At 39.5% G+C, this 17,727-nt stretch carries 15 protein-coding genes and 1 pseudogene; 10 read left to right on the top strand and 6 right to left on the bottom strand.

The genetic code is table 11. The features are described from left to right. Positions 1-155: 155 nt before the first annotated feature. The 6 genes and pseudogenes from H6G14_RS07530 to H6G14_RS07505 all read left to right on the top strand — a co-directional run bounded on the left by H6G14_RS07530 (position 156) and on the right by H6G14_RS07505 (position 7,813). Positions 156-1,319, top strand: coding sequence for a GuaB3 family IMP dehydrogenase-related protein (locus H6G14_RS07530; RefSeq protein ID WP_011319410.1), 1,164 nt, complete (start codon positions 156-158; stop codon positions 1,317-1,319). Between the two features lie 335 nt (positions 1,320-1,654). Further along, positions 1,655-2,002 (top strand): annotated as a pseudogene (trxA, locus tag H6G14_RS07525) (thioredoxin); the annotation flags it as partial. Positions 2,003-2,275: 273 nt separating this feature from the next. After that, positions 2,276-3,346 (top strand): LOG family protein, encoded by a 1,071-nt coding sequence (locus H6G14_RS07520; RefSeq protein WP_190566462.1) that lies wholly within the window; start codon positions 2,276-2,278, stop codon positions 3,344-3,346. Positions 3,347-3,509: 163 nt separating this feature from the next. Then, entirely contained in the window at positions 3,510-4,829 is a 1,320-nt protein-coding gene (locus tag H6G14_RS07515) for a D-alanyl-D-alanine carboxypeptidase/D-alanyl-D-alanine-endopeptidase (RefSeq protein ID WP_190566461.1), read from the top strand. A 176-nt stretch (positions 4,830-5,005) separates the two neighbouring features. Continuing rightward, complete coding sequence (locus H6G14_RS07510; RefSeq protein ID WP_190566460.1) at positions 5,006-6,619, top strand: glycosyltransferase family 39 protein; 1,614 nt, start codon at positions 5,006-5,008, stop codon at positions 6,617-6,619. Positions 6,620-6,787: 168 nt separating this feature from the next. Further along, a complete protein-coding gene (locus H6G14_RS07505) occupies positions 6,788-7,813 on the top strand; it encodes a 2-hydroxyacid dehydrogenase (protein ID WP_190566459.1) in 1,026 nt (341 codons plus the stop codon). Between the two features lie 125 nt (positions 7,814-7,938). Here the strand turns inward: H6G14_RS07505 and H6G14_RS07500 are convergent, their stop codons facing one another. The 3 genes from H6G14_RS07500 to H6G14_RS07490 form a co-directional block, all read right to left on the bottom strand. After that, a complete protein-coding gene (locus H6G14_RS07500) occupies positions 7,939-10,119 on the bottom strand; it encodes a Wzz/FepE/Etk N-terminal domain-containing protein (RefSeq protein WP_190566458.1) in 2,181 nt (726 codons plus the stop codon). A gap of 917 nt (positions 10,120-11,036) precedes the next feature. Next, complete coding sequence (locus H6G14_RS07495) at positions 11,037-11,324, bottom strand: DUF427 domain-containing protein (RefSeq protein ID WP_190566457.1); 288 nt, start codon at positions 11,322-11,324, stop codon at positions 11,037-11,039. 310 nt (positions 11,325-11,634) lie between these two features. After that, entirely contained in the window at positions 11,635-12,468 is an 834-nt protein-coding gene (locus H6G14_RS07490) for a DNA adenine methylase (RefSeq protein WP_190566456.1), read from the bottom strand. A 160-nt stretch (positions 12,469-12,628) separates the two neighbouring features. Between H6G14_RS07490 and H6G14_RS07485 the strand changes: the two genes are divergently transcribed. From H6G14_RS07485 to H6G14_RS07475, 3 genes are all read left to right on the top strand, one after another. Further along, positions 12,629-12,835, top strand: coding sequence for a DUF751 family protein (locus tag H6G14_RS07485; protein ID WP_190566455.1), 207 nt, complete (start codon positions 12,629-12,631; stop codon positions 12,833-12,835). Positions 12,836-13,014: 179 nt separating this feature from the next. Beyond that, on the top strand, positions 13,015-13,416 hold the full coding sequence (rbfA, locus tag H6G14_RS07480) for a 30S ribosome-binding factor RbfA (RefSeq protein WP_011319421.1): 402 nt from the start codon (positions 13,015-13,017) through the stop codon (positions 13,414-13,416). Between the two features lie 1,048 nt (positions 13,417-14,464). Then, entirely contained in the window at positions 14,465-14,701 is a 237-nt protein-coding gene (locus H6G14_RS07475; RefSeq protein ID WP_010994241.1) for a DUF4327 family protein, read from the top strand. 376 nt (positions 14,702-15,077) lie between these two features. Here the strand turns inward: H6G14_RS07475 and H6G14_RS07470 are convergent, their stop codons facing one another. From H6G14_RS07470 to H6G14_RS07460, 3 genes are all read right to left on the bottom strand, one after another. Then, positions 15,078-15,428 (bottom strand): hypothetical protein, encoded by a 351-nt coding sequence (locus H6G14_RS07470; protein ID WP_190566454.1) that lies wholly within the window; start codon positions 15,426-15,428, stop codon positions 15,078-15,080. Positions 15,429-15,588: 160 nt separating this feature from the next. Next, a complete protein-coding gene (gene dcd, locus H6G14_RS07465) occupies positions 15,589-16,158 on the bottom strand; it encodes a dCTP deaminase (RefSeq protein WP_199326080.1) in 570 nt (189 codons plus the stop codon). A gap of 72 nt (positions 16,159-16,230) precedes the next feature. Then, entirely contained in the window at positions 16,231-16,767 is a 537-nt protein-coding gene (locus H6G14_RS07460; protein ID WP_190566452.1) for a P-loop NTPase family protein, read from the bottom strand. A 313-nt stretch (positions 16,768-17,080) separates the two neighbouring features. On the opposite strand from H6G14_RS07460, the gene H6G14_RS07455 reads away from it, so the two are divergent. Beyond that, on the top strand, positions 17,081-17,635 hold the full coding sequence (locus H6G14_RS07455) for a nucleoside monophosphate kinase (RefSeq protein WP_190566451.1): 555 nt from the start codon (positions 17,081-17,083) through the stop codon (positions 17,633-17,635). Positions 17,636-17,727: the final 92 nt, after the last annotated feature.

Below are 17,727 nucleotides of genomic sequence, written 5' to 3'. Positions count from 1 at the left end.
TATTGACTATGGACTATTGACAAAAAAAACAGAAAATTATTAACACTGCGTAAGTCCTGTATATCTAAAAAATTAGCCATCAATAAAAAAAATCGCTGCAAACTCCCTCACAATTTGATACCCTAGCTAGAACAGAATTGAGAAAAGTTAACAGCGTGGAAATTCAACTTGGGCGGGGAAAGACGGCTCGTAGAGCATATGGCATTGATGAAATTGCTCTAGTCCCTGGTAACAGAACACTCGATCCGAGTTTAGCCGATACTCGGTGGAAAATTGGCAATATCGAGCGAGAAATCCCGATTATTGCCAGTGCAATGGATGGGGTTGTTGATGTCAAGATGGCGGTACGTTTATCGCAGCTAGGGGCCTTAGGAGTTATTAACTTGGAAGGCATTCAAACTCGTTATGCTGACCCAGAGCCGATTTTAGATCGGATTGCTTCGGTCGGCAAAGATGAGTTTGTCTCTTTAATGCAAGAGCTTTATGCCGAACCCATCAAACCAGAATTAATTACCAAACGTATTCAAGAAATTAAAGAACAAGGTGGGATTGCAGCTGTTAGTGCTACTCCAGTAGGAGCCAGCAAATATGGTGAGGTAGTAGCCCAAGCTGGGGCAGATTTATTTTTTATTCAAGCTACGGTAGTTTCTACCGCCCACTTGTCACCAGAATCCGTAGTACCTCTAGATTTGGCTGAATTTTGCCGTTCTATGCCAATTCCCGTAATTTTGGGTAACTGTGTGACATACGAAGTCACCTTGAACTTGTTAAAAGCTGGAGCGGCGGCTGTCTTAGTAGGGATTGGCCCTGGTGCAGCTTGTACCTCTCGTGGGGTATTAGGTGTAGGAGTACCCCAAGCAACGGCGATCGCTGATTGCGCCGCCGCACGAGATGATTACTATCGGGAAACAGGCAATTATATCCCCATTATCGCTGACGGCGGTTTAATTACTGGTGGTGACATTTGTAAATGTATCGCTTGCGGCGCTGACGGCGTAATGATCGGTTCTCCCTTTGCCAGAGCCGCCGAAGCCCCAGGAAGAGGCTTCCATTGGGGCATGGCAACACCTAGCCCTGTATTACCCCGTGGCACCCGGATTCGCGTCGGTACAACCGGTACTCTTGAGCAAATATTAACCGGGCCAGCCGGGCTAGATGATGGTACTCATAACTTATTGGGAGCCTTAAAAACTAGCATGGGTACATTGGGAGCAAAAGATATTAAAGAAATGCAGCAAGTTGAAGTTGTGATTGCTCCTTCTTTGTTAACAGAGGGAAAAGTTTACCAAAAAGCTCAACAATTAGGTATGGGTAAATAAAGGGAATAGGTAAAAAGGAATAGGGAATGGCTAATGATTAATTAGAAATAAATTTTTTACTATGCCTTCTACCCTATTCCGGATTACCAACTTTAAATTATTCAGAAATTTTTTCCAGACTCTTAAACAACCACTGGAAAAATCACATATGTCGCCTACAATATATATAGCGGAGACGCATGTTTCCGTTCACTCCTCACACCACACTCCGCCCGGACTACTGTTCGGGCGGTTCCTTATGTATTACATAAATTCTTTAGCTTCTTTGCAAATGTACATCCTTGTGTTTTGGGCAGTTGTTTTTGCTATGGTAGAATTTTCACGAAAGTCAGAAATATAATTGGCAAAGGTTTTTAGGCATGTCAGCAGCCGCACAAGTTACAGATTCTACTTTTAAGCAAGAAGTACTCGACAGCGATGTACCAGTTCTGGTTGATTTTTGGGCCCCTTGGTGTGGCCCTTGCAGAATGGTCGCTCCTGTTGTCGATGAAATAGCTCTACAGTACGAAGGTAAAATAAAAGTGGTGAAAGTCAACACTGATGAAAACCCACAAGTTGCAAGTCAGTACGGCATCCGCAGCATCCCCACGCTTATGATTTTTAAAGGTGGGCAAAAAGTCGATATGGTAGTCGGTGCGGTGCCTAAAACCACATTATCTCAAACCCTAGAAAAGCATCTGTGAAACTCAATCAGTAGTAAGCTCTTGTTGAGCTATCTATTTTCATTAAGTTTAGGTAAACATTTGTTCAATGTCTTATGAGGTGCAGATTCTAGCGCCTCATAATTTTTCTATTGGACGAAATAAATATATGTCACCATTGATAAACTAATCAAATTTTTCTAGTTGAGAGGTGACCCTAAGCTATTACTTTGAGATGTGATGGGAATCCGATTTATTCGTAAAATTGCACACGAAAATTAGGTAGAATGTAATGCCATTGTGGTGGCATCTATCATGACCTCATCTGCGTCGTTTGAAACATTTGAGTCTCTCCAAGCCGATCTTGCTGAACTAATCGATCGCTTACCGACATTAAAAAATCGGCAACTTATTTATAATGCTTTGGCAACAATAGTCCGTTTAGCGGACAGCGATATTGAACGTCTTGATTGGAAAATATTATCTGCGGCTTTAGCAGATATGGAACGAGGCTTCCAATTATTTTATGATTACCGACACGTCCGTAAAGTAACCATATTCGGTTCGGCTCGTCTATTACCACAAGCCCCAGAGTACCAAATGGCAGTGGAATTTGGCCGTGCGGTGACTCGGATGGGATTTATGGTGATGACCGGAGGTGGTGGTGGTATTATGCAGGCTGGTCATGAGGGTGCAGGACGAGAAAATTCCTTTGGGTTGAACATTCACCTACCTTTTGAACAGCAAGCAAACCCCATTATTGAGGGTGATCCCAAGCTAATTCACTTTAAATATTTCTTTACCCGTAAGCTTTTTCTCCTCAAGGAAAGCGATGCTATAGCTTTATTTCCTGGTGGGTTTGGTACTCAAGATGAGGCATTTGAGTGCATGACTTTAAGCCAGACAGGTAAATTTGGCCCTGTACCAGTGGTTTTAATAGATCATCCTGGCGGTGATTATTGGCAATCTTGGAGTGAATACATCAATCAGCATCTAGTGAAAACAGGTTTGGTAAATCCTGAAGACCCCAGCCTGTACACCGTCACAGATAGTTTAGAAGTAGCCTGTGATGCTATAACCCGCTTTTATCAGGTGTATCACTCCTGTCGCTATGTGGGTGATAAGCTGGTAATTCGCTTAACCCAAGAATTATCAGATGCTGAGATTGAGCAACTAAATGCTGAATTTAGCGACATTCTCGTCCAAGGAAAAATTGAAAAAAGTGAATCTTTACCTCAAGAAAACCAAGATGAAACTGCGGGACTACCTCGCCTCGTTTTATCCTTCAATCAACGGGACTTGGGACGTTTATATCAGATGATTGCGGTAATTAATCAAATGGGTATTTCTGCTACCAAAGAGCAAGTACATCCAGAGAGGAAATAGTTTTTGGTAATGGGTAATTGATACCTAATACTTAAATATTGTCCAACTTACTTTGAGAGGAGAAAAAAATACCAGTTATGATAACTCAATGCTGATGAACAGCATAAAGCGCGTATATTAGCACAGGAAACAATATATTACAGTCATAAGTGGGGAGTGAATCATGCTGGAATTGTTGAGTTCGGGTTTGGTTTCTATCTGGCTGGAAATGGCTGGTGTGCAAATCAAGCCTGCGGATGCTTTAGATGCACTAACTTGGCAAAGTAGCCCAGGCTTGGTTATTGCACCTGATCCGAATCCAGCAGGAATTAATACAGTCAAGGAATATCTGAAGGGATTAGTCACGACAAAATTAATTGCTCAGAATTTAGCAGAAAGCCAAGGAATTTGGTTGCAGTCAGGGCCGATGTTGATGGCTAATCATCAAGGAACTACACCTCTGCCGGCAGCTTCTCTCACTAAAATTGCTACTTCACTGGCGGCTTTTACTACTTTCGGCCCAGAACATCAATTTGAAACGACGATCGCCACCAATGGTTCAGTTGTTAATGGCGTATTACAAGGTGATTTAATCATTAATGGCGGTGGTGACCCGATGTTTGTTTGGGAAGAAGCGATCGCCCTGGGTAATACGCTCAATAAAATGGGAATTAAGCAGGTAAAGGGAAATTTGGTAATTACAGGCAATTTCGCCATGAATTTCCAACGCCATCCCCTATTAGCTGGGCAAATGCTCAAACAATCACTAAATTCTAAAACCTGGACTCGTCCAGCAAATTATATACATTCCATTATGCCCAAGGGGACACCAAAGCCCCAGGTAGCTATTAAAGGCACAATCAAATTTGCCGCCCAGCCTAACCCCAAACAAACTTTACTAGTGCGTCACCGTTCCTTACCCTTGAAACAATTAATCAAGGAGATGAATGTTTATAGTAATAATGAGATGGCGCAGATGTTGGCAGAAGCAGTGGGAGGCCATGCTGTAGTCCAAGCCAAAGCTGCCAAACTAGCAAGAGTACCAGAAACAGAAATTCAATTAATCAATGGTTCGGGACTTGGCCCGGAAAATCGCATTTCTCCCAGGGCGGCTTGTGCGATGTTGATGGCGCTGCAACATGAAGCGGCTGCGGTTCAACTGAATCTAGCGGATTTGTTTCCCATTGCTGGCTTTGACCGCCGAGGCACAATGCACTCTCGACATTTGCCGATGGCTACTGTGATGAAAACTGGGACTTTGCGCGATGTAAGTGCTTTAGCTGGAGTTGTACCCACACGCGATCGCGGTTTGGTTTGGTTCGCTATCATTAACCGTGGCCCTCAAATTGGCGCTTTCCGTCAACAACAAGACAAACTTTTACAACGTCTAGTACAGCAATTACAAGTAGCCCCCAGTACACCCACAGCCCTTACCCCCCATTCACCTAAATCTTTACCCGATTTGGGGAATACTAACCGCAGTGAAATTGTGTATGGCGGCTAGTAGCGTAATTCGTAATTACGCTGTTGTGAGGGTTATAGACATTGCCGATAAACGTGTATTTACACCGCAACTAGTATCACTACACGAAATTAAACAGGTACTTCGCTGAAGCATTGGTGATTGTGGTAATTACAGTCACTATGCTTTAGATTTCTAAATTCATGCGGTGATTTGCTATGCGGGATCTCAAACTTACTCCGCGCAGGTTGAGGTTGTTTCTACTAATACTGTTGGTAACAGGTGTATTTTTCCGCTTTTTTCATCTCGACTACAAAATTTACTGGCACGATGAAGCCTATACATCTATGCGGGCGGCGGGCTTCACACGCCAAGAGATAGACCAAGAAATTTTTCAAAATCACATCATACCAGCACCATATTTACTGAAGTTTCAGCGATTGAAACCAGGAAGCACTGTAGTAGATACAATTAACTCACTAAAAATTGAAGACCCACATCATCCACCACTTTATTTCTTAATGGCTCGCTTTTGGATGCAGATGTTTGGCAGTTCTCTCACTGCGTCCCGGACATTGCCCGCTTTACTGAGTTTGTTGGCGTTGCCATTAATGTATGCTTTGGGGCTGGAGTTATTTGCTTCTACTACAGTGGCTTTGTTCGCAACAGTGCTGTTAGCTTTGTCTCCCTTCGATATTCTGTTTGCTCAGACAGCCAGACAGTACAGCTTACTAACAGTAGCAGTCATTGGGAGCAATTTTTTATTATTACGGGCTTGGCGCTTACCTACTTGGCAAAACTGGAGTTTGTATACTCTCAGCAACATTATAGGCTGGTACACCCATCCTTTTTTTGTTCTAACGGTAGTTGCTCAAGGAAGTTATGTATTTTTAGGGCGGACATTTCAGCCAGAAAATAGGCAATCGTCTAGAAATAATGTCATATATTTTGTATTGGCGATCGCTAGCTCGCTTATTTTATATCTTCCTTGGTTAGTAGTACTAGTCACTAACCGCCAACGGGCATTAGAAACCACAAATTGGACTGGAGATAAAGTTGATATATGGTATTTATTAAAACTATGGCTGGTTAGTTTTAGTTCTTTATTTTTTGACTTAGACTTTGGTTTTGACACTATCTGGAACTGTACCCGTTCTTCTCTACTGAAACTAGCCGTTATTGCATTAATAGCTGGGGCAATTTATTTAGTATGTCGCCAAACCAAAAGAGCAACCTGGTTATTTATTATTACTACAATTCTCGTTCCTTTCCTCAGTTTAGCTTTACCAGATTTACTATTAGGGGGCAGGCGCTCTACTGTCAGCCGTTACTTGATATCTTCCTATCCTGGTGTGCAACTTGCAGTTGCTTATTTATTAGGAACTAAAATTACTTCCCATCGTTGGCTATGGCAAAGTGTAACTCTACTTATTTTCACAGGTAGTATCGCATCAGCGACTGTTAGTGCTTCTGCACATACTTGGTGGAGCAAGGATTTAAGCTATTATAATTTTGAAATAATTAATCGTATTAATGGTAGTTCCTCACCAGTGATAGTCAGTGATATTGGAGATGAATACACCAACACTGGTGATCTAATTGCCCAAAGTTATTCACTTCAAGATCATGTACGATTACTGCTCTTAACTCAGCCTACTAATTTAGAAAATGCTAATTTAAATCTTTTCCTTTCCCAAAATAATCAATTATTGACATTTCGTCCATCACAACAAATTTTGGGGGCTTTAAAACAAAATAAAAATCAGGTTCTTCCAGTGTTTGAGCCTGGAAGACTTTGGCAAATAGAAAAATACTCCGACTCAAAAAATTAATTCAAAATTAATTTTTGCTTTAGTAATATTTAAAGGTAAAAAAAACCTAAAACCCATAACTGGCAAGCATATTGGACATTCTTAGCTAGCCCTTAGTGAACATCGCCTGTTCAAACACCAAGCTAATATGTATGTGAAAAATATCCGGCACACAGCCTGAGGTTTGGCATGAAAGTAGCAGTCTTCAGTACAAAAGCCTATGATCGGCAGTTTTTAGAAGCTGCAAATGCTCCAAAGCAACATGATTTGGTGTTTTTTGAACCCCGTCTCAATCAAGATACCGCTATTTTAGCCGCCGGATTTCCGGCGGTTTGCGTATTTGTACATGATCAAGTTGATGCAGCTACTTTAGAAATTCTTGCTTCACGGGGAACTCGCTTGATTGTCCTCCGTTGTGCAGGTTTCAATAATGTAGATTTAAAAGCGGCTAATAAGTTGGGCGTTACTGTAGTTCGTGTTCCCGCCTATTCACCCTATGGTGTAGCCGAACACGCAGTAGGTTTGATTTTGAGCCTCAATCGCAAAATTCACCGTGCTTATAATCGCGTCCGTGAAGGTAATTTTGCCTTAGATGGACTTTTAGGCTTTAACATCAACGGACGCACGGTGGGAATTATCGGTACTGGTAAAATCGGTTTGATTTTGGGACGAATTATGAAAGGGTTTGGCTGTCGCATACTCGCCTATGATGTGTACCGCAACCCAGAAATGTCAGCATTAGGGGGGGAATATGTAGAATTACCAGAACTATTTGCCAATTCTGATATTATTTCTCTCCATTGCCCCTTGATGCCGGAAACACATCACTTAATCAACGCACAAGCAATCGAGCAGGTAAAGCCAGGGGTAATGTTAATCAATACCAGCAGAGGTGCGCTCATTCATACCCAAGCTGTAATTGAAGGACTCAAGACTGGCAAAATCGGTTCTTTGGGTGTAGATGTTTATGAGCAGGAATCAGAATTGTTTTTTGAGGATTTATCAGGGGAAATCATTCAAGATGATATCTTCCAACGACTGACAACATTTCCCAATGTACTTATCACAGGACACCAAGCATTTTTTACAGAAGATGCTTTACGTAACATAGCAGAGACAACCTTAAATAACATTGCTGATATTGAACAAGGTCGTTCTTGTCCCAATGAAATCCGTTATCAACCAGAAGTAGAAGCTAAGGTTTTAGTTAGTTGAGTAGGAGTATAGGGGTATAGGGGTATAGGGGTGTAGGGGTGTAGGGGTAGAAATTTTGAAAACCCTTACCCTCTTACCCCCAGTCTCAACAGACAACCTGGGTAAGTAAGTTTTCATAAAATATTTCAACCCTTGTGATAACTACTCATATCATTGGCGATAATGCCAACTAAGTTTAAGCTGTTTAAAATCTCCACGGCTTGAGTTAGTTCAGTTTGTGTTACCCAACCAATACGCCCTACCATCATAATTCCTTTGCAGTAGGAGGCAACAATTCTGCCATCGACTGTGCCTAAAATGGGTGGAGCATCTATCAATACTAAGTCGTAGGTTTCTTCAAATAATTCAATTAAATCTTTCAATCGCTGAGAACTGAGCAATTCTACCGCGTCTTCTGGTGTTGGCCCCGCAGTCAAAATATCAATGGAAGGGTGAATTGGCTGGATATACTCTTGAACTTCGGTGTTTGTCTCATCAAGAAGTAGTAAAGATAATCCCCAGTCGTTTGATAGTTGGAGAATTTTGTGGAGTTTAGGCGATCGCAAGTTAGCATCAATTAGTAGCACCCGTCTGTGCATATGAGCTGCACTAGCCGCTAACCCCATCGCTAAAGTTGTCCTTCCTTCCCCTGGTAGCGCTGAAGTTACCATCACAGACTTACAAGGGACAGGATACTTCAATATTTGTGTGTTTTGGTAGACCATATCCAAAGTTTCGTGGCAAGGTAGCCAAGAATTACCTGCTTCCTCAGACTCGCCTAAGTTGCGTCCCCCAAGCCAAGATAAATTGGGAAGGCGTTTTTCCATCGTCTGGGGTGCTAACTTCGGTACTGTCCCCAGTAATCTTAGGTTGCTCACTTTCTGCAAATCTTGTGCAGAATGAATAATCCGATGACGCATTCCCCAAATCAGCGCCAAGACAACACCCAAAATCGGCCCAGCAATCATACCTGCAAATACCAACCAGAACCTATCATTACCAACATAAGTTCCCAGATTTGGTTCCTCTAATACCAACCAATCAAAACCTCCATGAGCAATTTTCATTCCCATTGATTGTTGTGCTTGCAACATTTGCTCAAGTGTTTTGCGTTGCGTTTCTACTTCTGGTAAAAGACGTTGATATTCTGCTATCAAACTAGGATATTTTCTCAATTCAGAACGGATACGTTGTTCTGATTCTCTGAGGCTCTTTTCGTTAGCAATTAATCCTAAAGCCCTCGTCTGTACTTGAACAAATTCTTCCACTAAATTTGGCTCAACTCCAACCAGTTGTCCTGGTTCTGGGGTTGTTTCTGTTCTAATCTCCGCAGTTAACCGTTTTAACTCTTGCTGTACTAAAGTTAATTGACTCTGACGTTGCTGCTTGAGACTCTGCACAATAGGGGAATCATCTGTATAACGTAGCTCCTCTTTGGCCAGAGTTTGTTCAGTCTTTTGTAATTCACTTATCAATGTTTTATAACGACTGGATTGAGCCAAACGCATTGAGATGAGTGCTTTTTGGCTAGCCTCTGCGATTCTTTTTTCTAAGTTTTGATACTGGGAATTGATATCTTGTAGTTGGGTGCGAGTTACTTGTAACTGTTCTTGAGTTTCCGTCAAAGATTTGATTAAAACTTGACTTTGTAATTCTGGATCTAGTAAATTATGCTTCTTCCGAAACTGTTCTAATTTTCTCTCGGCCTGTCTTACCTGTTGTTTTATTACTGGCAATCGAGCATTAATAAATGCTAATCCTTGATTAAATCGCTCTTGTCTTCGCTCTAGGTTGTAATCCTGATAAACCTTTTGTAAAGCTAGAAGTACCTTTTTAGTTTTAAGTGGGTCGCTATCTTGAAAAGAGATTTCAAAGACGGGGTTAAGAACTTGCTTTGCACCTTTATTAGTCGCTAGCTGAGTTACTGTTAATGGAGAATTGTCACTATTTTCTGTTTTCCCTAAAATATTTTCTTTAGTAATATTGGGATAGTCAAAACTTAGTAGATTTACTACCTTATCTATTAATTTAGAACTCTGCATCAAGTTCTTCTGCACAGAGTATTGTTCAATACTTAGAGGAATATCTATATTATTTGTTGTACCTACTTCTTCAGATACATTAGGGCTTACTAATATTTGCATCTGGCTTTTGTAGGTGGGTTTGTTTGTTATAGCTGCAAAGCTAGTAGCTGAAATCACCACACAAGAAACACCCAATACTATAAAACGTCTTCGTAGAAGAATTTTAGTAAGATGTCTAAATTTCCATTTATTTGACAAAGAATTGGTAACAAATTGTCCTTGTTTTAAACTGATGTTAGCCACTATGTAATCCCTCTAATATCGGTCAGTTTCTAGAAGAAACGAATATTTTTACTTGAATGTTTTTTTAAACACAATATTTCTATTAAAAGTTATATTAAGGACATATATATACTTAATTTTAAGTACAAATATAACTTGTGTAAAAACTAAAATTATTGATTAAATAGTTTATGGGTGACAAGCATATTGAGCTTAAAACAAGAGTATTTGTAGTGTCAACTTATCTAATAATTTTTCATGATATCCTTATTGATATCTTAGAAGTAATAGTCAGATGATTTTATAAATAAAGAGGTTGTCACAAATAAAGCCACTTGTTAATAAGTGGTCAATTGAATTTTTATATTTCCGGATATTTTAAATACAAAAATATTTAACTTACTTGATGATGATTAAGTGATTTGTATTACCTGTACTTATTAGTATATAAGGCAATATCTCTAATATTTGTATGCTTCTTAGAGATAGTGTAGGTGTAGGCGATCGCTAAAATAATTACAATTAAATATTTTATTATTTATTGAACTAAACATCATAGTAATTCTGATGTTATGGAAAACAAATATACATCAACAAATAATTAAATTTATTCCAAGGTATAGGTTGGTTCACTAACAACAGTAATTTCTTGGATAAAAATTATCAATATTATCTGATTTACAACTAAATTTACAATATAAAATTTAAAGCTTACTTGAAATTTCCTGATTATTTCCTGGTGACAAGAGAAACTGATGGTATAGCGGTTGATAGTTGACAGTTGACAGACTTGAAAGCTCTGTATTGTCAGGGTTTTATGTTAGTTTGATGTCCTAATCTACCTGGCTATGGCTATAGATGAAAAAATTTTATTATGATACAAAAAAAGACGCGAGCAATCGCGTCTCCACAAGGTTTAGTTGTTGGGCTAATTATGCTTATTTAGTCTCAACCTTTACACCTTTCCAAAAAGCTACGTAACCTTCAATATTCTTTGCTTTTTCTTTGGTGCTGGGATAGTACCAAGCAGCATCTTTGTTAACTTGTCCATCAACTTCGATGCTGTAGTAACTGGCGACACCTTTCCACGGACAAGTGGTGTGAGTTTCACTTGCTTGAAAATATTGCTTGTTAATTGCATCAGCCGGAAAATAATGGTTACCTTCCACGACTACGGTGTTATCGCTCTCGGCTAACACAGCTCCATTCCAGATGGCTCTTGGCATAAGTATTTTTGTGATGAAAGTTTACATTTAACATTCTGACATTTTATGCTTCAAGTAGTTTAGGAAAAGTATGTGTAAAAATCGGGTAATTTTCCCAATATACTGAGCTTTACACTGGATGTATGGTGACTATAACACTCGCCAGTGGTCTATCGCATTAATTTTACAGGCAAAAATTCGAGGATATGACTATCACTAACCACTCAGGGGAAATGCTAAAATACTCTATCAATTGATTACTTAATTATAGAAAATATCAAGTTTTTGCTCTATAAATCAACTTATTAATTGATTCATTAACGCCGATATTTTAATATGATGTAATGAGCAATTCTTTAACTAAACCTCGTTTTTTTATGTTAGAATTTATTGACCTTTTTGCTTCGATAAAATAAATATTAAATCCTATTTTTTGATATATATTTTTAATAAATTCACAATCAGAATTACATACAGCTACTTTAACACCGCGATTAGCCAGTTCTACACAAGTATTTCTTAAAATTAATTGGTCTTTTTCTCCAAAAGAATCTTTACTATAACCTGTAAAATAGCTAGTACTACTAATAGGATAATATGGCGGGTCAAAAAATACGAAATCCTCACTACCAGTAGCGTAATTCAGCACCTCAGTAAAATCTGCTTGTTTAATTTCTGAGGTAGCAAGCACATTGGAAGCGGCTCTGAGTAAATCTTCTTGACAAATATTAGGATTATGATATTTCCCTAAAGGAACGTTAAATCGACCTTGAGAATTGACCCGATAAAGTCCGTTATAACAAGTTTTATTGAGATAAATAAATCGTGCGGCTTTTTCTAAATCGTTATCAACAGTTTTTCCTCGGACACTATAATAATAATCTCTATTATGTTGGCTTTTATGCTCTTTTAAAAGACTAATTAATTCCTCGATGCGATCGCGGACACAACGATAAGTAGTAATTAGCTCAGAATTAATATCAGTTAAAATAGATTTGCTCGGTTGGAGATAGAAAAATAAAGCACCACCTCCCAAAAATGGCTCATGGTAAGTCTGATAATTCTTGGGTAAATGTGACAGATATTGCGGAATTAACCTACTTTTACCCCCAGCCCACTTTAAAAATGGACGTGGGCAAGTTTCTTTAGGGATTTGGCTTACCATAGGACTGGAACTACGCTATAGGCTATCAAATATAGCAAATATAACCAACGAACCATATTTTATATTGATCGAGTATTTTTCTAGCGTCATATATTACAATTGTGTTGATAAAGTAAATCAAAATGAACGTTAAGTAGATAAGAAGGCAGTTTCAATTAAAATGTTTGATGGATTTTGGGATAACGTTTTTCGCTACCCCCGTTACTTGATCACTATTGTATTAGGTATTTTCCTAAACACCTTTGAGCCATTATTCCCTCTGTTAAAACGCCCCGTTACTTTAATTGCCATTGTGGGTTTGTTGGTAGGCGGGCTAGCGTTCATGACTTTTACATTAAGAGCCATGCTTGGCTTAGGTACAATCTAGATTAGGTCAGACCAAACCGAAAAGAGAGATTCAGACCACAAAATCAAGGAAATGCTTAATAAATAAGGTTTGTAGATTTTGTAGGCGGATTTTTTTTGAGGGTGTTCCCCATAGTTTTGCTGTCCTATCCGACTGAAATTTATGTTGTTGTCCAACCTCTGTGAGGAGGGAAAGTTTTTATGGCTACAAATCGCCGCGTCTCCCGTGTTGCTGAATTGATCAAACGGGAAGTTAGCCAAATGCTAATTAACGGTATTAAAGATGATCGTGTGGGTACAGGCATGGTCAGTGTCACAGATGTAGATGTTTCTGGGGATCTGCAACACGCCAAAATCTACGTCAGTATATATGGCACAGAAGAAGCTAAGGCAGAAACGATGGCGGGGTTGAAGTCAGCTACAGGTTTTGTCCGTAGTGAACTAGGGGCAAGGGTAAGGTTACGTCGTACCCCCGAAGTGACTTTCATCGAAGATCGTTCAATAGAACGAGGAACGAAAGTACTAACGTTGTTGAACAAACTTGAGAATGCGCGATCGCTTGATGATATACCATCAGCAGATGACTCTTTAGACGAAGATTAGGCATATTTTGGGGAATTAAGGATTGAGAGGAATCAGGAGACAACAAGCCACTAGCAATCACTCTCAGCGTTCATCACTTCCCTGTAGCCTCAATCACAATGTGACTAGAGAACAATCAACCTCCGCATAACCCACCAACATTTGACAGACGTGACTCAATCGCGTCTGTTTAAATTTATTCATATCTAATTCCTTAGCCCATTACCCATTATCAGGGGTGAGAACCCTTAAGACTTTACTGATCGGCAATGTTAGGATTTGAACGCCAAACTTATTGTTTCCAGCCTTGATAATTTCGCTGACAGGAAAATCCTCATCTTTAACAAAAATTCATAATTCTCATAAAATTTACTTACGTAAATATATGTCATGAAATTATGACTCAAGTAATAGTTGTAACAATCAATCCTTTCTAGCTACATCTCAAGCAGGATATGTCTTTATATGACCACTGCTACTCTAGAGGGATGTCATCTCAAGGGACGACAGGTGTTGATTTCAAGGGGTCAATTAGTTCAAATGAAATTCATCAACTTCATACATTACGAGCTGCTTTAAGAAATTATTAACTTATGGCACTTTGCAAGTCTTCCTAGTGTAGGGTAACCTTGGCTACGCAACAGTTTATACATTTATTTTCCCATAACTGTTGAGTTTGCTGAATTTCATGTGGTAATAAATGCTTTCACTTTGATGATTTTTGACCTCAGCCATCTGTCTTTATGAATAATTGTCATCTACCCATAAATACATCAAGCCATAAACAGCAGGAGTTTCATACCTTGTTGATATACATTAACTATGAATTCTTTCACGAATTAAGTTAGCAGACGAAATATCTTATTGTGTGATGCTTGTGGCACTAATGTCAGGAAATTTTGACAAACTTAACATTTCTTTAAATTATTTGAGGGTGTCTAGCGTCAAAATGAAATTAGTTCCGTATAGCAAAATACAAAACCCTAAGCGCGAGTCCAATTCCTGTCATGTTTGTTCCCTTCAATCTGGTGGGAACACTATCTTAAGTGTAAATTTGTGAGTAAAAACCATGAGTGTGAATACGGTGCCCTCTATCAATTACTACTCCCTAGACGTAATTCAGGACGAAGCACGCCGACTAGTAGAAAAAGGAATGATTAGCAGGCAACAGCCTATCTATACTCTTTGCCAATATATTCCTGCTAGAGAGTGGGTTTGTGTAGAGTGTGAGTTAGAGAAATGTGACTTTCTGTTACGCGATCGCATTGGCGACCTCATTGGTCGTGAACAATGGGACAACGACTAATCCAAGATCCATAAATACTCGTGATTTTGGATTGGGAGTTTATTTTTGGATGACTGGATTTGACAATAAAGGATTCATTTCCCAAGCTGAGGGAGAATCTCTGGTTTTAATAACTCCGTCCCGATCCAGAATCCTCTATTTTTCGTTTTTTACAACTTTTCCAATTAAAGAACGCCTAAAAACAAACTTTTGTGTAGATCCTGTGTAATAACTTGATTAAATTATGTAAAATCTTTAACCGGAGCAGTTTGCTGTGTTAAGCTGCTCCGGTAATTTTTCAGGGAATATTCCATAGGAAAAAATCAAAAGTTAAGTATTGCTGACTCACAAGTTCAAGCTTGTTGAGAAAAACTTCATGATTTCCAATTGAGAAAAACTACCCTACTTGCTCTAAATACTGATTAATATCTTCAATTACTCTTGTCAGTTCAGCTTCTGTAGTCAAGCGAATGCTAACATCACGGATTGTAAGTAGTACTTTTGCGGCAAAGGGGGTAGGCCAGATATTGGGATTACAGAAAATTTCTAAAAACACATCGCCAGTGTAACGATATTCTAATGGCGGCTGGGGATTGACCTTACCACCTGAGGCTGGTTTGGTGCTAACAGCCTTTAGACTCTCCATTAATTGATTAATCGCTGCTTTTAGTTCCCGCGCCGCTTGGGGGGAAAAGCTGAAAGACACTGAACCTTCAACTAGGTTCAGCACGAGAGGAGTAGAAGACATAAGCTTTTAATAAAAACTGATTAATTATTGTTCTATCTATATTACTGGAATCCCACTTGATTCACTCAGAATGAATTGTAGGAAGCGATCGCTCTATCATCTCTATAATATTGGGATGGGATGAAGAGCGATCGTCAAAAAATATTCCCAGGATCAAAAACTAAACTTTAGCCAAAGTCACTTTTTCTAACTGATCCTGATATTTACCCTGACGCGCTTCGTAACTAATAGCACAAGGTTCACCCTCCAAAAATAGTAGTTGTACAACGCCTTCATTCGCGTAGATACGACAGTCAGCACTAGAAGAATTAGAAAACTCCAGCGTTAAATGACCCCGCCAAGCAGCTTCCGCAGGTGTTAGGTTTGCTATTATACCACAACGAGCATAAGTTGATTTACCTATGCAAATGACTGTAATATTATTTGGCACCTCCAATTTTTCCAGCGCCACCCCTAAACCATAACTATGAGCTGGCAAGATAAAGTAACTGCCATCGTTATCTGTATGCAGTGGTGTTGGTTCCAAATTTTGGGGATTAAAGTTTTTGGGATCAACTACAGTTCCAGGGATGTGGCGAAAAATGCGGAACTCAGCCGATGAGAGGCGAATATCGTAGCCATAAGAAGACAAGCCGTAGCTAATGACGGGTTGAGCAGCTACAAGGGTATCTTTTGGGATTTTGCGGATTAAACTCGGCTCAAAAGGAGCAATCATCCCTTTTTGAGCCATTTCAGTAATCCAGATGTCGTTCTTAATCACAAGTTCACAGGTAATTGCAACCGAATTACTAGGATATCTTGTTTAGGGGCAATGACTACGCCTAATCTCTGTAATTTGATCCGCCACATCTAAAATAGACTGGGGCATTTCTGTACCAGTGAAAATAATATCAACATGGGGAGGGCGTTTGGCTAAAAAGGCTAAAACATCGCTTTCAGGAATTAGTCCAAAGTGAATCGCCAAACTTAACTCATCGAGAACAACCAGAGAATACTTGTCCTCATCGATGACCTGCTGTGTGTGTAGCCACAACTTTTGTAAAGCTTGATTCTCTGATTCATCTAAATGTGGGGTGTCGATGCAGCGTGGTAAATCACAGCGAATCCAATCCAAATTTTGACCCAATTGAATTGGTCGTTCTTGTCCTTGCTTGATCCCACCTTTGAGAAACTGCACAATTAACACTGGTGTACCTTGCCCAGCAATTCTAAGGGCTTGTCCCATAACACTGGTAAAAAAGTTACGGTGTGAGCTAGTGAAAACTTGTACTAGTCCTTTAATTGGGTAGGGTAAGGTGAGGGGCGAATTTGCACTGGGCGTTTCTAACTGGGCAACCATAGGGTAAATTTCAAAAAATTACAATCAATAAAATAGGTTTTGCAGGGATTCTTGGAGAAAATCTACCTGTATAATCAATCTGATTTTGATTCAGCGTTATATGTCTGGCAATCTGCTTTATAAGTCAAACACTAGGTTTGTCTGAAGTCAAGAGTTAATTGAGTATGGGGAGTGGAGATTGATAGGCGAATAATATAGTATTTCCCTCATCGTCCCCAATTTATACTCTTGGGCTAAATGTTAGATTTACGACAGGGTTGGGCAAAACAAATTTATTATGTTTTAAATATTACTGGTTGAGGAGTGAATAGTTGTGAGATTAGTGATTCTGGGAGGTTCAGGGTCGGGAAAAAGCACTCAAGCACAAAGGCTTTGCAGTCATTTAGAAATTACGCAGATTTCTACGGGCGAGATTTTACGGGAAGCCATTTCCCACCTGAGTGAGTTAGGTCGTCATGCTCAACCTTACATGGTGAAAGGGGAACTAGTTCCTGACGAAATGATCATTGAATTAATCCGATTACGTCTGAAAAAGCCTGATGTGCGTGATGGCTGGGTTTTGGAAGGTTATCCGCGTACCGCCTTCCAAGCTGAAGAGTTGGACTTTTTGCTGGATGAGTTGGGACAGAAATTGGATTGGGCAATTTATTTACAAGTACCAGAAGCAGTAATGGTGAGTCGTTCTTTGGGGCGTTCTCTACCAGATGACCAACCTGAAATTGTGCAGCGTCGAGTAGAGATTTTTTACGATCGCACAGTTCCCATTTTAGAGTATTACGACCGTCGCCGCCGCCTGTTGACAATTAACGGTGATCAAGCCCCCGAATTAGTGTTGCAAAATATCCTCAAACTACTTTTAGTAACTTAGAGTTTTTGGTTATCTTAAAACTTTCTGGAATTTATCCGACTGTAGTCAAGAGATACTGACTTCACACACTACTTAATATTTTGCACCACGAA

The organism is Nostoc parmelioides FACHB-3921 (assembly GCF_014696625.1).
GTDB classification, from domain to species: Bacteria; Cyanobacteriota; Cyanobacteriia; order Cyanobacteriales; family Nostocaceae; genus Trichormus; species Trichormus parmelioides.
Note: the sequence above shows the minus strand (reverse complement) of the source record. Positions and strands in the feature narration are given on the sequence as shown.

Coding starts and splice junctions, on each gene's coding strand:
- H6G14_RS07520 (WP_190566462.1), top strand. CDS start 2,276: ATGACCTCATCTGCGTCGTTTGAAACATTTGAGTCTCTCCAAGCCGAT.
- H6G14_RS07515 (WP_190566461.1), top strand. CDS start 3,510: ATGCTGGAATTGTTGAGTTCGGGTTTGGTTTCTATCTGGCTGGAAATG.
- H6G14_RS07510 (WP_190566460.1), top strand. CDS start 5,006: ATGCGGGATCTCAAACTTACTCCGCGCAGGTTGAGGTTGTTTCTACTA.
- H6G14_RS07505 (WP_190566459.1), top strand. CDS start 6,788: ATGAAAGTAGCAGTCTTCAGTACAAAAGCCTATGATCGGCAGTTTTTA.
- H6G14_RS07495 (WP_190566457.1), bottom strand. CDS start 11,324: ATGCCAAGAGCCATCTGGAATGGAGCTGTGTTAGCCGAGAGCGATAAC.
- H6G14_RS07490 (WP_190566456.1), bottom strand. CDS start 12,468: ATGGTAAGCCAAATCCCTAAAGAAACTTGCCCACGTCCATTTTTAAAG.
- H6G14_RS07485 (WP_190566455.1), top strand. CDS start 12,629: ATGTTTGATGGATTTTGGGATAACGTTTTTCGCTACCCCCGTTACTTG.
- rbfA (WP_011319421.1), top strand. CDS start 13,015: ATGGCTACAAATCGCCGCGTCTCCCGTGTTGCTGAATTGATCAAACGG.
- H6G14_RS07475 (WP_010994241.1), top strand. CDS start 14,465: ATGAGTGTGAATACGGTGCCCTCTATCAATTACTACTCCCTAGACGTA.
- H6G14_RS07470 (WP_190566454.1), bottom strand. CDS start 15,428: ATGTCTTCTACTCCTCTCGTGCTGAACCTAGTTGAAGGTTCAGTGTCT.
- dcd (WP_199326080.1), bottom strand. CDS start 16,158: ATGGCTCAAAAAGGGATGATTGCTCCTTTTGAGCCGAGTTTAATCCGC.
- H6G14_RS07460 (WP_190566452.1), bottom strand. CDS start 16,767: ATGGTTGCCCAGTTAGAAACGCCCAGTGCAAATTCGCCCCTCACCTTA.